The sequence below is a fragment of the Hymenobacter daeguensis genome (genome assembly GCF_054780555.1).
This window is the reverse complement of record NZ_BAAGWC010000013.1, coordinates 1-12,818: the sequence shown is the minus strand read 5'-3', so window position 1 is coordinate 12,818 and position 12,818 is coordinate 1. Positions and strand designations below refer to the sequence as shown.

The window sequence follows — 12,818 nt, the reverse complement described above, 5'->3', positions numbered from 1 at the left end:
CCTTACTTCAGACTAACAGTTCCTAAACTCTAGCTCATTACGCCCCCACCGGTTCCTCCACCACTTCCTTCTCAATCCACTTCCCATCCTCGCGCATCAGCTCAATCAGGTCATCTACGGCCCGTTCTTCGGGCACCGATTTCTTGATGACTTCCTGGCCGCGGTAGAGGGAGATTTTGCCCTTGCCCACGCCCACGTAGCCGTAGTCGGCATCGGCCATTTCGCCGGGGCCGTTCACGATGCAGCCCATGATGCCGATTTTGATGCCCTTGAGGTGGTCGGTGCGCTTGCGAATCATGGCCGTGGTTTCCTGCAGGTCGAACAGCGTGCGGCCACAGCTGGGGCAGCTGATGTATTCGGTTTTGCTCATGCGGGTGCGGGCCGCCTGCAGAATGCCGAACGAGAGCTGGTTCAGCATGTCGATATCGCTGAGCCATTCTTCCTGGGGACGGTCGACGGGGAGCAGGTCGGTGCAGAGGGCAATGCCGTCGCCGAGGCCGTCGATGAGCAGGCCGCCCACGTCGGTAGCCGCATCGAGCTGGGTTTGCGCGGGATTTTCCACCGTGTAGGTGCGCCGGACAACCACCGGGCAGGTCACGCCGGCATTCATCAGCTCGAAAAAGGCCCGGCGCATTTCGGGCATGGCGTGGGCGTTGGTCGTATTCAGGGTGAGCACCACAGTGGCATCGGTGCGCAGGCGGTGCAGCAGCGCGGCATCCAGCGCGTCCAGCTCCACCATCAGGAAATTGAGCTGGGGGTGCAGCTTCGCAAAATCACCCATGTACGTATCCACCGTCATCAACGGGAAGTGGTCGGGGCGCTGGCCGGAATCGACCCAGGCGCTGTGCGTCACGATTTCCTTCAGGCCGTTGGGCAGCATAAACGGCACGGGCCGCTCGCCGGTGTAGATGTAGTCGGCCCCGAGGTCCGACATCTGAAACTTGTCCAGAAACGGCGAATACAGGTGCCCGGCGGCGCGTAGGTCGGCGTATTCCAGTTGCGGCAGGCGCGACAAATCGGCCACCACGCGCGGCACGTTCAGCCCACCAAAGTTGGCCACTTCGTGCGTCGTGCGGCGGTGGTACTGAAACGGGTTAATCGGCGACGCTGCGCTTAATGAAGAATGAGGAATGAGGAATGAGGAATTATCACGCCCCAATTCCTCATTCTTTATTCGTAATTCCTCATTAAGCGTAGCGTTTAGCGGCTTGATGGGCCGGGCCGTGGCGGCGCGGCCGGTGTAGCGGTCAATCAGCATGCGGGCCACGGGGGCTTCGGCCTCGGGCGCTTCGGTGAGGCTCACGCGCACGGTGTCGCCCAGGCCGTCTTCCAGCAGCGTGCCGATGCCCACGGCGCTCTTGATGCGGCCGTCTTCGGCCTCGCCGGCTTCGGTCACGCCCAGGTGCAGCGGGTAGGGCTGCAGCCCTTCCTCGTCGAGCTTCTGCACCAGCAGGCGGTAGGCCTGCACCATCACCTGGGTGTTGCTGGCCTTCATGCTCAGCACCACGTCGTAGTAGTTTTCTTCCTCGCAGAGGCGCAGGAATTCCAGCGCCGACTCCACCATGCCGAGCGGCGTGTCGCCGTAGCGGCTCAGAATCCGGTCGCTCAGCGAGCCGTGGTTGGTGCCGATGCGCATGGCCGTGCCGTGCTGCTTGCAAATCTGGACCAGCGGCCGAAACCGCTCGCGGATGCGCTCCACCTCGGCCGCGTAGGTGGCGTCGGTGTACTCAATCTCCTCGAATTTCTTTTTGTCGGCGTAGTTGCCGGGGTTCACGCGCACTTTCTCCACGATGCGGGCGGCCAGCTCGGCGGCGTTGGGCGTGAAGTGAATGTCGGCGATGAGCGGCACGTTGTAGCCGCGCTTGCGCAGCTCCTTCTTGATTTCCAGCAGGTTCTGGGCCTCCTTCATGCTGGGCGCGGTGATGCGCACGTACTCGCAGCCGGCCTCCACCATGCGCAGCGTCTGCTCCACCGAGCCCAGGGTGTCCATGGTATCGACGGTGGTCATGCTTTGCACGCGGATGGGGTAGTCGCCGCCCATCGGCAAACCGCCAATGTTGACCACGCGCGACACGCGGCGCTTGTATTCAGTGAGGCTGGGGCAATACGTTTTGTTCATGAGCCAAAAACTATGGTCGGAAGGCGAAAGTTGCGCCGGAAGCACAAAGGTAAAGCGGTTCGGGGCGGGGTCGGGCCGCAACTTCTGGGCTTAGCCCGTTGTCTATGATGAGAAGTAGGGTGTGGGGTGTATCCGGGAAGCTCTGCCTCTTAGCGTTTCAAAATAAGTCTTATGCTTTCTTCAAAACCTCTGCTGCTCGGCATCAGCCTGCTCTTCTCCGCGCCAGTTTTTGCGCAGCGGGTTGAGGTTATCCGGTTTCCCGAGCTGCAACAGCGCCTGACGCGGCCCACCGACACAACCTACATCGTGAATTTCTGGGCTACCTGGTGCGCGCCCTGCGTGAAGGAATTGCCCGGCTTCGAGCAAATCCGGGCCGCCAATGCCACCAAAAAAGTAAAGGTGCTGCTCGTGAGCCTCGACTATGCCTCTCAGCTTGATAAGAAAGTGAAGCCCTTCGTGAAGCAGCGCGGCCTGAAGTCGGAAGTCGTGCTGCTCAACGAAGCCGACCCCAATTCCTACATTGAAAAAGTGGATGCCAAATGGTCGGGCGCGCTGCCTTTCACGCTGATTGTGAACAACAAAACCCGGCAGCGCACTACCTTCGAGCAGGAGCTGACGCCCGCCGAATTAGCCGCGGCGCTCCAGAAATTTCTGTAACTTCTCCGAAGCACCTTCGTGCGCCGCTTTCGCTCTCATACGCCCCATTATTCAACCCCCAAACCCTTTTTTGCCCATGAAAACGATGCCCAGAACGCTCTCCCTGCTCACCCTCTGCTTCGCCCTGCTGCTGAGCAGCTTCACGCTGCGCCCCACCGATGAGGGCTACAAAGTGGGCGACAAGGCCGCCGATTTTAAGCTCAAAAACATCGACGGCAAACTGGTGTCGCTGGCCGATAACAAAGCCGCCAAAGGCTACATCGTGGTGTTTACCTGCAATACCTGCCCCTTCGCCAAAGCCTACGAAAGCCGCATCGTGGACCTGAACGCCAAATACGCCCCCAAGGGCTACCCCGTGGTCGCCATCAACCCCAACGACCCGGCCGTGGCCCCCGGCGACTCCTACGCCGACATGCAGAAAAAGAAGTACGCCTTTCCGTATCTGGTTGATGAGTCGCAGCAGGTAGCCAAAACCTACGGCGCTACCCGCACGCCGCACCTCTACGTGCTCACGCGCAAGGGCAACGACTTCGTGGTGAGCTACATTGGCGCCATCGATGACAACTCGGAAGACGCCAAGCTGGTGAAAACCAAATACGTGGAAAACGCCATGACCGAAATTCTGGCCGGCAAGCCCGCCACCACCAGCTCGACCAAAGCCATCGGCTGCACCATCAAGTGGAAGCGGGCTTAATTTGAGAAACAGAAGCTAATTGTCCGTCATGCTGCGCTGGTCGCGGCATGACGTTCTGTTTCTGCCAGCTTCTACCCTGCCACTTCCAGCACAATCTTGCCGATGTGGGCGCTGCTTTCCATCAGCCGATGCGCGGCCGCCGCTTCGGCCAGCGGGAAGGTTTTGTAGATGACCGGCCGGAATTTCCCCGCCGCAATCAACGGCCAGACGTGCTTCTCAACCTCCGCCGCCAGCGCGGCTTTGAAGTCGGCCGAGCGGGGCCGCAGCGTGCTACCTGTGATGCTCAAACGCCGCCGCATCACCTCCAAGGCATTGAACTCGCCCTTGCTCCCCTGCATGGCGTTCACAAACACCAGGCGGCCGTCATCCTTCAGCAGGCGCAGGTTTTTGGCAATGTAGTCGCCACCAATCATGTCCAGAATAACGTCAACGCCCTCGTTGTTCAGCACTTGCTCGAAGTCTTCGGCTTTGTAGTTGATGGCCCAGTCGGCCCCCAGCTCGCGGCAGGCGCTGCACTTGGTTTCATCGCCGGCCGTGGCGGCCACCCGGCTGCCCAGGGCCCGGGCCAGCTGAATGGCCGTGGTGCCGATGCCGCTGCTGCCGCCGTGCACCAGCAGCGTTTCGCCCGGCTGCAACGCGCCGCGCTGAAAGACGTTGTGCCACACCGTGAACACGGTTTCGGGCAGCGCGGCGGCTTCCACCATGCTCAGGCTGGCCGGCACGGGCAGGCAGTGGCGGGCGTCTACGGCCACGTACTGGGCATAGCCCCCGGCCGGCAGCAGGGCGCACACGGCATCGCCGGGCTGCCAGCGCCCCGCCGCTGCGCCGCATTCTTCGATGATACCCGCGATTTCCAGCCCCGGCACCGTGCCGGCTACGTCGCCGCTGCCAGCGTATTTGCCCTGACGCATCAGCACGTCGGGCCGGTTGACGCCGGCGGCCTGCACCCGAATCAGTACTTCGTGCGCGGCAGGGCGGGGCTTGGGCAACTCACGGACCTGAAGCACCTCGGGGCCACCGGGCTGCTGGATAACAATGGCTTGCATAAAAACTGGTTTGATAGTGGTACACAAGGCAACGGCTAAAGGAGGCCGCCGCTGCTGCTGTTAACGAAAAACGGCTCCGAAGAGCCGTTTTATGCTTCCAAAATATATGCTGCCGGCTAGCCTTTGCCCGCCTGCTGCCGCAGCTCCTTCACTTCGCGCTCCAAATCCAGCGTCCGGAACATCACTTTGGCTTCCAAATCGGCATACGCCCGTTCCAGCTGCTCCTGTAGCTCGCGCATGGCTGTCACGTCGGTATTGGTGCCGAACCAGCGCACTACCTCGCCCTGCTCGTTGCGCAGCGGCACCACCCGCGTCAGAAACCAGCGGTAGTTGCCATCCTTCCCACGCAGCGGAAACGTTATTTCCCAGGGCTGGCCGGCCGGCCATGCCTGCGTGGCCTTGTCCACCACCTGCTGCACGTAGTCGGGGTGGTGCGCTCGGCTCCAGCCCCAGCCGCGCATTTCCTCCAGATTGGAGCCTGTGTAGTCGAACCAGCGCTGGTTGTACCAGTAAATATCGCCGTCGGGGTGGGCAATCCAGGCCAGCTGAGGGATACTGTCGGCCAGCGTCGTAAACTCTTGTTCGCGCTGCTTAAGCTCCTGCTCGGCACGCTTCTGCTCCTCAATATCGGTGCAGGTGCCAAACCAGGCAATGATATTGCCGGCCTCGTCGCGCCGGGGCCGCGCCTGGCCCAGAAACCAACGGTAAGCGCCGTCGCGGCCTTTGAACCGGTATTCAATTTCGTAGTCGTCGCCGGTGGCCAGCGAATGGCCCCAGATTTCGCGGGCCCGGGCACGGTCGTCGGGATGCAGCAGGTTGTTCCACATATCCGGGCCCACGCTATCGGCCAGGGTATAGCCCGTGTAGTCAATCCACCGCTGGTTGAAATAGGTGTGAAAACCCGTCGGGTCGGTTATCCAGACCAGCTGCGGAATCAGGTCGGCCAGAAACGTAAATTGTTCGGGGCCAACCAGGCCCTGCTCATTGCCAGTGGACAGGGCCTCGGCGGGCAATGGATTAACGGAAGACGAAGTGCTCACGAACAGACGAAGGAATTAAGATTCGAAAAATAAAGAATCAGGCGCGGTCAAGCTGCATCTCCATGCCCGACGCAAAATACAGATTCAGCTGGCTATGCAGGCCATCGGCGGAGCGGCGCAGGCGCGTCACCAGTGCCCGGGTGGCTTCTTCGGGCAGCTCAAAAGTCAGGTATGGGCGGTTCAGGATTTCGTCGCGCATCACGGCCCACTGCCCCGTCTGGCTGGGGCCGGGCGGAATTGGCCGGGCCTCAAGCTGGCCCGGAGCTAACACCAGACGCGCCGCCCGCGCCAGGGGGCTGGCGGGGTCGTTGTGGTTCAGCACGCGGTTGGCCACCTGCCACTCGCCGCCGAAATACTCGTCGGGTGATTGTTGTAAATTTATATCCAGCAGCAAGTCTGACATAGAGAAGAAAATAGCAGCCCGCAGGCAACAACTTAACAAGCAAAACGGGCCAGGGTTACCAAATTTATTCCCCGTATGGTTTCCAGGGCCGTTTTAATCAAACGCCCCCACTTTTGCTTACCGCCGGGCTAACCCAAATTGGTGCGGCTGCGTTCCACCCCAAGCATTAAATATCCGCAGTACCACCGAATGAAAAAGCCACGCTTTCTGCCTACGTTAATCGGCGCAGCACGTTTCACGGGGCTCGCAGCCTGGCAAACCGGCCGGCTGTTCCGGCAATTGGCCGCCCGTGCCCTCGACAGCGTGCAGGATGTGCTGCGCGCCGAAGTAGAAAAAGGCAATCTGAAGCTGGTGGCCGACTTTCTGGCCGACAAGGCCCTGCCCGCCGCCCGCGTACTGCTGGTAGAGCAAATGACCACGCGCCTGCTCCTGCGCCTGGGCCTGCGCGGGGCCCTGGCGTCCAATGTGGTGGGCTGGGTGCTGCCCTTCGTCATTGAAAAGCTGATTGTGGCCGGCAACAAAAGCGGCCTGTTTGACAAGCTCAAAGCCAACCCAACCATCAGCGAAGCCCTCGACAAGCTTGATGAGCTGCGCAGCGCGACCTGGCGCATGCTGGTGCCCGACCCCGGCAGCAGCGCCGAAGTAGTAGACGAGGATGCCGATGCTCAAGCTCCTCGTCTACCGCTGCTTTTGGCAGCGCCAGCCACTATTCCCGCAAAACAGGCAAAATAGCCGTTACCGCCTCAGTAAAAGGCTTTTTTGATTCATACTTAGCCGCAATCGTTTGCAGCGAACAACCAAAAAAAGCCACCTCACCCGAGATGGCTCTTTCAAAACCGGGGCGCGGCGAGAATTCCCACCCAACACCGGACCCGATTCCGTCCACTGACGACTTACCGGCTGAACAATAGTTCGCGGTACTTCACCAGAGGCCAGTCCTCGTCGGCCACCATGCGCTCGAGCTTGTCAACGGCGCGGCGAATGGTGTCGAATTTTGATTTTATTTCGTCGCAGTACGCAATGGCCCGCTCCCGCATGTCCTCAATCTTGTTGGCCTGCTTGCGGGCTTCGGTCATTTCGTCCACCGTGGTTTTAATGGTCGAGACGTAACGCGAAATATCTTTAATCATGTTCACCGTCACCTGGCTGAGTTCTTCGTCGAGGCCCAGTTCGCGCAGGCCGCGCACGTTGTTAATCAGCTTGGTCTGGTAGGCCAGCGCGGTTGGAATGACGTGGTTTACGGCCAAATCACCCATCACGCGGCCTTCAATCTGAATCTTCTTCTGGTAGTCTTCCAGCAAAATCTCGTGGCGGGCGTGGAGCTCGACATGCGAGAAGATGCCGTGGCGGGCAAAAAGTTCCGCCGCGTCTTCGCGCACCAGCGCATCCAGGGCCAGCGGCGTGGTAGCGATGTTGTTCAGGCCACGCTTGGCGGCTTCTTCCTTCCACTCGTCGGAGTAGCCGTTGCCTTCGAAACGAATTGCTTTAGAGGAAATTACGTACTCGCGCAGCACTTCCACAATGGCTACTTCCTTTTTCTTGCCCTGCTCAATCAGCGCATCGACCGCTTTTTTGAAGTCAATCAGCTGGTCGGCCACAATGGCGTTCAGCACGGTCATGGCCGACGAGCAGTTGGCCGACGAGCCCACGGCGCGCAGCTCGAATTTGTTGCCGGTGAAGGCAAAGGGCGACGTGCGGTTGCGGTCGGTGTTGTCGAGCAGGATGGGCGGAATCTTGTCGATGCCCAGCTTGAGGTAGATGTTGTCGCCTTTGTCGAGCGGCAGCTTGGCCGTGCGCTCCAGTTCGTCGAGCACACCGTCCAGCATCGAGCCCAGGAACACCGACATGATGGCCGGGGGCGCTTCGTTGGCGCCCAGGCGGTGGTCGTTGCTGGCCGAGGCAATGCTGGCGCGCAGCAAGTCAGCGTAGCGGTGCACCGCTTTGATGGTGGTGATGAGGAACGCCAGGAACTGGAGGTTTTCTTTGGGCCGGCGGCCGGGAGCCAGCAGGTTCACCCCGGTATCGGTGCTCATGGCCCAGTTGTTGTGCTTGCCACTGCCGTTCACGCCGGCGAAGGGCTTCTCGTGCAGCAGCACTTTGAAGTTGTGACGCTCGGCTACGCGGGCCATCACGTCCATCAGGAGCTGGTTGTGGTCAACGGCAAGGTTGGCGTCTTCAAAAGTCGGAGCGCACTCGAACTGATTGGGCGCCACCTCATTGTGGCGCGTGCGCAGCGGAATGCCGAGTTGGTTCGACTCCTCCTCGAAATCGAGCATAAAGGCATGCACGCGGGCCGGAATCGAGCCGAAGTAGTGGTCGTCGAGCTGCTGGCCCTTGGCCGGCGCGTGGCCGAACAGGGTGCGGCCGGTCAGGACGAGGTCGGGGCGGGCATCGTGCAGGGCTTTATCGACCAGGAAATACTCCTGCTCGATGCCCAGCGTGGTGTTGACACGGGTTACGTCCTTGTCGAAATACTGACAGACGTCAACGGCGGCCTTTTCCAGCACGGCCAACGATTTGAGCAGCGGGGCTTTGTAGTCGAGGGCTTCGCCGGTGTAGGCTACGAAAATCGTAGGGATGCACAGCGTCTTGGCCCCAATGGTTTCGATGATGAAGGCGGGCGAGGTGGGGTCCCAGGCGGTATAGCCCCTAGCCTCAAAGGTGTTGCGGATGCCGCCGTTGGGGAACGACGAAGCATCGGGCTCCTGCTGCACCAGCGCCGAGCCTTTGAAGTTTTCAATCGGCCGGCCGTCGGAGTTCAGGTCGAAGAACGAGTCGTGCTTTTCGGCCGTTGCGCCGGTCAGGGGCTGAAACCAGTGCGTGTAGTGCGTGGCCCCTTTGGCCATGGCCCAGGTTTTCATGGCCGAAGCCACGGCATCGGCCACGTTGCGCTCTACGGTGGCGCCCTGCTTGATGGCGGCCTGCAGCTTCTTGAAATAATCGCCCGGCATGGTGGCCCGCATGGCCTCCAGGTTGAACACGTTTTGCCCGAAACTGTCGGAGCGACGCGCAGCGGCCGGCTCCACGGTTACGGGGCGGCGCAGATTGACGAGTTCAAGGGCTTTAAAACGAAGGATGGCCATAAGGTGCGTACCGGACTGAAGCGTTTGGCAGGATTATGTTTTTATTTCGAAGGCAAAGATAAAACACGAATCACATTTCGAGATAGAATACCCTGAAATAAAAGGGTTGTTTTCGATAAAAACAGTCCTTTAGTCTGCCAACCCCCTTCTTTTTCAACGTCAATGGCGCTGTTTCTCTGACAAAAAGCCGAAAAGGCGTTTTTGGCCCCGGCTTTTTTACCACCTGAGCCATCGGTTACCTTTGGGGGGTGAAAAACCGCTTTGCGTTTCAGCCGCGCTACTTTTTGTTCTGGCTGCTGTTTTTTGAGTTTGGCCGGTGCCTTTTTTTGGGCTACCACCACAAACTGGCTGCGACTCTCCCGGCCGGCACGCTGCTCAAAAGCCTGCTCTACGGCTTGCGGCTTGACGCTTCCTCCGCTGCTTACGTCAGCGTGCTGCCATTTCTGTTTTTTGTGGCCGGCAGCTTGTTTCCCCGCCTGCCTTTGGCAAAGCTGACAGGCGGCTATTCGATGGCCATCGGGGCGGTGCTGGCTTTGTTGATGACGGCCGACCTGGAGCTTTACCGGGTATGGGGGTTTCGGCTCGATGACACGCCGCTGCAATACCTGAACTCGCCGGCGGAAATGGCTGCTTCGGCGGGAAGCTCGCCGGTGGCCCTGCTGCTGGGGCTGTTTCTGCTGCTGCTGCTGGGTGGGTGGGCCATCTATCAAGGAGTGGTGGGCAAGCTGCCGCCCCTGCCCGAGTGGTTTGGGCGCTGGCGGGCCGCGCTGGCGGGGCTGCTCTACACGGCGCTGCTGGTGGTGCCGCTGCGGGGCGGCACCCAGCAGATTCCGGTGAACCAGAGCGACGTGTATTTCTCGCGCATTGCCTTTGCCAACCACGCCGCCCTGAACGCCCCCTGGAACCTGATGAATGCCCTGGTGCTGCGCGCCGATGAACAGCCGGTTAAGCCCTTTATGCCCGATAGCGCTGCCCGGCGGCTGGTAGCCAAGCTGTATCCGGGCGCGGTGGGGCAGCCGGTACCGGCCGATACTACGGCCAATTACCTGAGTGAGCCGCGGCCCAATGTCCTGTTCATCATTCTGGAAAGCTTCACGGCCAAGCTGGTGCACAATGCAGGCGGCGAGCCGGGCGTGACGCCCAACCTGGACAGCCTGGCCCGGACGGGGATTTCGTTCAAAAACCTGTACGCGGCCGGCGACCGCAGCCAGAAGGGCCTGGTATCGCTGCTATCGGGCTACCCCAACCAGCCAACCACCAGCATCATCAAATTTCCGCGCAAAACCGAGCGGCTGCCCCATCTCTGCCGGGTGCTGGCGGGGGCGGGCTACCGCTCACACTACTATTATGGAGGCGAGCTGGCGTTTGCCAACATGAAAAGCTATTTGCAAACGGCCGGCTACGAAAAGTTTACGGAGCGCTCGGACTTTGCCGTAGCCGACCAGAATTCCAAATGGGGGGCTCACGACGGTGTGCTGTTCGACCGCCTGCTGGGCGACCTGCGCCAGCAGCCGCAGCCCTTCTTCGTCACGGCCTTCACCCTGAGCAGCCACGAGCCGTTCGACGTGCCCATGAAGACGAAGTTTCCGGGCCAGGACGAAACGAGCCTGTTTCGGAACTCCGTGTATTATACCGACCGGGAACTGGGGCGCTTTCTGCGCGCCGCGCGCCAGCAGCCGTGGTACGCGCACACGCTGCTGGTGCTGGTGGCCGACCACGGCCACACGCAGCCCGGCGGCTCGGCCAACCAGAGCTATTACAAGTTTCACATCCCGCTGGTGCTGGCCGGCGGGGCCCTGCGGCCGGAAGCGCGGGGGAAAGTAGTTGCCACCATCGGCTCGCAAACGGATGTGGCCGCCACGCTGCTCCGGCAGTTGGGGCTGCCGGCCACGGACTTTGTCTGGAGCCGGGATTTGCTGGCGCGGCATCCGGTGTCGTTTGCGCACTACTCGTTCAACAACGGTTTTGGCGATGTCACCGCCGCCGGGCAGGTCACCTTCGATAATATCACCCAGCGGGTGTGGGAGCGGGATATTGCCGTGCCCGACTGGCAGCTGAAGCTGGGCAAAGCCATGGAGCAGGTTTCGCTGGAGGACTTTGCGCGGAAGTAGCAACGCGGGCGCGGCCGTATCTTTGCAGCCTTATGCCTACTCCCCAATCCGTTGCTTTTTACACCCTCGGCTGCAAGCTGAACTTCTCCGAAACGTCGGCCATTGGCCGGCAGTTTGAAGAAAAAGGCTTCGCAAAAGTTGCCTTCGAAGCCGGGGCCGACCTATACGTTATCAATACCTGCTCCGTGACCGACCACGCCGACCGCAAGTGCCGGAAAGTGGTGCAGCAGGCGCTGAAGCACAATCCCGAGGCGTTTGTGGCCATCGTGGGCTGCTACGCGCAGCTCAAGCCGCAGGAAATTGCCGAAATCCCGGGCGTGAGCGCCGTGCTCGGCGCGGCCGAGAAGTTTATGCTGGTCGATATTCTGGCCGATTTTAAGAAGCCCGCCGCCGGGCAGCCGGGCGTGGTGCACGCCTCCCCCATTGCCGAGGCCAACACCTTTGTGCCCGCGCACTCGTTTGGCGACCGCACCCGCACGTTCCTAAAAGTGCAGGACGGCTGCGACTATTCCTGCTCGTTCTGCACCATTCCGCTGGCGCGGGGCGGCAGCCGCTCGGGCAGCGTGGCCTCGGTGGTGGAGCGCGTGGAGAAGCTGGCCGAAACCGGCGTGAAAGAAATCGTGCTAACCGGCGTGAACCTCGGCGACTTCGGCCTGCAGGGCCCCGCGCGCGAACGCCTGGAAAGCTTCACCGATTTGGTGCAGGCCCTGGACGGCGTGAGCAGTATCCGCCGCTTCCGCATCAGCAGCTGCGAGCCCAACCTGCTGACCGACGAAATTCTGGAAACCGTGGCTGCTTCCGCGCGCTTCATGCCGCACTTCCACATCCCGCTGCAAAGCGGCTCCGACAAGATTCTGGGCCTGATGCGCCGCCGCTACCGCCGCAGCCTCTACGCCCAGCGCGTGGCTCGTATCAAGGAGCTGATGCCGCACGCCTGCATCGGGGTCGATGTGATAGTGGGTTTCCCGGGCGAAACGGAGGCCGACTTTCTGGACACGTATAATTTCCTCAACGAGTTGCCCATCAGCTACCTGCACGTTTTCCCCTACTCGGAGCGGGCCGATACGCTGGCGCCCACCCTGCCCGGCCGCGTGCACGACCGGGTGCGGCACGAGCGCACCACCCAGCTACGCAGCCTCTCGGAGAAGAAAAAGCGCGCCTTCTACGAAGCGCACCTCGGCCTGGAAACCGAAGTATTGTTTGAGGACGACGTGACCGACGGACGCATGGAAGGCTTCACCCCCAACTACATCCGCGTGACCGCGAAGTACGACCCGCTGCTGGTGGGCGAGATGAAAACCCTGCGCCTGACCGGCGTAAACGCCCTGGGCCTGATGGAAGCCGAGGAAGCAGGCATTTTCGCCTAAACCATTGCCTGCCGGGCCATGGCCAGCATCTCGCGCAGCATCTGCTGCTGTTCCACCAGGTGCTGGTTCCGTAGCTCAGCCAGCGCCAGTTGGTGCTGCAGGTGCTGCGCATGAAGCGCGGCGGCCACATACGTTTCCGGATTGGCAACAGCGGCAGTCGCCGGCGCCGCTGTTGGCGCGGGCGCTGATGCGGCGGCGGCTACGGGCGGGGCAGGCGTGGCTGCCCCAGGCGGCGGAGCGGCTACCGGAGCCGTGGGCGGGGTAGGCGCAACCGGCGCAGCCGGCGTTTCCTCCGGCG

Annotated in this window: 12 protein-coding genes; 5 read left to right on the top strand and 7 right to left on the bottom strand. The window is 61.3% G+C overall.

The features are described 5' to 3' along the window. Window positions 1-37: 37 nt before the first annotated feature. Entirely contained in the window at window positions 38-2,119 is a 2,082-nt protein-coding gene (gene ispG / locus ACYVHT_RS14640) for a (E)-4-hydroxy-3-methylbut-2-enyl-diphosphate synthase (protein WP_460553177.1), read from the bottom strand. Between the two features lie 171 nt (window positions 2,120-2,290). On the opposite strand from ispG, the gene ACYVHT_RS14635 reads away from it, so the two are divergent. Both ACYVHT_RS14635 and ACYVHT_RS14630 read left to right on the top strand, forming a co-directional pair. Then, window positions 2,291-2,776 (top strand): TlpA family protein disulfide reductase, encoded by a 486-nt coding sequence (locus tag ACYVHT_RS14635; RefSeq protein ID WP_460553174.1) that lies wholly within the window; start codon window positions 2,291-2,293, stop codon window positions 2,774-2,776. Between the two features lie 85 nt (window positions 2,777-2,861). Then, a complete protein-coding gene (locus ACYVHT_RS14630) occupies window positions 2,862-3,470 on the top strand; it encodes a thioredoxin family protein (RefSeq protein ID WP_460553171.1) in 609 nt (202 codons plus the stop codon). Between the two features lie 71 nt (window positions 3,471-3,541). Here ACYVHT_RS14630 and ACYVHT_RS14625 read toward each other — a convergent pair whose 3' ends face one another. The 3 genes from ACYVHT_RS14625 to ACYVHT_RS14615 form a co-directional block, all read right to left on the bottom strand. After that, the gene (locus ACYVHT_RS14625; protein ID WP_460553168.1) at window positions 3,542-4,516 is read right to left on the bottom strand and encodes an NAD(P)H-quinone oxidoreductase; all 975 of its coding nucleotides are present in this window, start codon (window positions 4,514-4,516) and stop codon (window positions 3,542-3,544) included. A 116-nt stretch (window positions 4,517-4,632) separates the two neighbouring features. Further along, a complete protein-coding gene (locus ACYVHT_RS14620) occupies window positions 4,633-5,556 on the bottom strand; it encodes a PAS domain-containing protein (RefSeq protein ID WP_460553165.1) in 924 nt (307 codons plus the stop codon). Window positions 5,557-5,593: 37 nt separating this feature from the next. Next, window positions 5,594-5,959, bottom strand: a complete 366-nt coding sequence (locus ACYVHT_RS14615; protein ID WP_460553162.1) for a hypothetical protein — start codon at window positions 5,957-5,959, stop codon at window positions 5,594-5,596. 189 nt (window positions 5,960-6,148) lie between these two features. Between ACYVHT_RS14615 and ACYVHT_RS14610 the strand changes: the two genes are divergently transcribed. After that, complete coding sequence (locus tag ACYVHT_RS14610; protein ID WP_460553159.1) at window positions 6,149-6,691, top strand: hypothetical protein; 543 nt, start codon at window positions 6,149-6,151, stop codon at window positions 6,689-6,691. Window positions 6,692-6,852: 161 nt separating this feature from the next. On the opposite strand, the gene ACYVHT_RS14605 is transcribed toward ACYVHT_RS14610, so the two are convergent. Together ACYVHT_RS14605 and ACYVHT_RS14600 are read right to left on the bottom strand one after the other, a co-directional pair. After that, entirely contained in the window at window positions 6,853-9,042 is a 2,190-nt protein-coding gene (locus tag ACYVHT_RS14605) for a glutamine synthetase III family protein (RefSeq protein ID WP_460553156.1), read from the bottom strand. A gap of 41 nt (window positions 9,043-9,083) precedes the next feature. After that, entirely contained in the window at window positions 9,084-9,380 is a 297-nt protein-coding gene (locus tag ACYVHT_RS14600) for a hypothetical protein (RefSeq protein WP_460553153.1), read from the bottom strand. Between ACYVHT_RS14600 and ACYVHT_RS14595 the strand changes: the two genes are divergently transcribed. Together ACYVHT_RS14595 and mtaB are read left to right on the top strand one after the other, a co-directional pair. Beyond that, the gene (locus tag ACYVHT_RS14595; protein ID WP_460553151.1) at window positions 9,369-11,153 is read left to right on the top strand and encodes an LTA synthase family protein; all 1,785 of its coding nucleotides are present in this window, start codon (window positions 9,369-9,371) and stop codon (window positions 11,151-11,153) included. The two genes, ACYVHT_RS14600 and ACYVHT_RS14595, sit on opposite strands and share 12 nt — an antisense overlap. A 32-nt stretch (window positions 11,154-11,185) precedes the next feature. Continuing rightward, window positions 11,186-12,520: a MiaB/RimO family radical SAM methylthiotransferase gene (gene mtaB, locus ACYVHT_RS14590; protein WP_460553148.1), complete on the top strand. Its 1,335-nt coding sequence runs from the start codon at window positions 11,186-11,188 to the stop codon at window positions 12,518-12,520. On the opposite strand, the gene ACYVHT_RS14585 is transcribed toward mtaB, so the two are convergent. After that, on the bottom strand, window positions 12,517-12,818 hold a 302-nt coding region (locus ACYVHT_RS14585), incomplete at its 5' end, for a hypothetical protein (protein ID WP_460553146.1). The two genes, mtaB and ACYVHT_RS14585, sit on opposite strands and share 4 nt — an antisense overlap.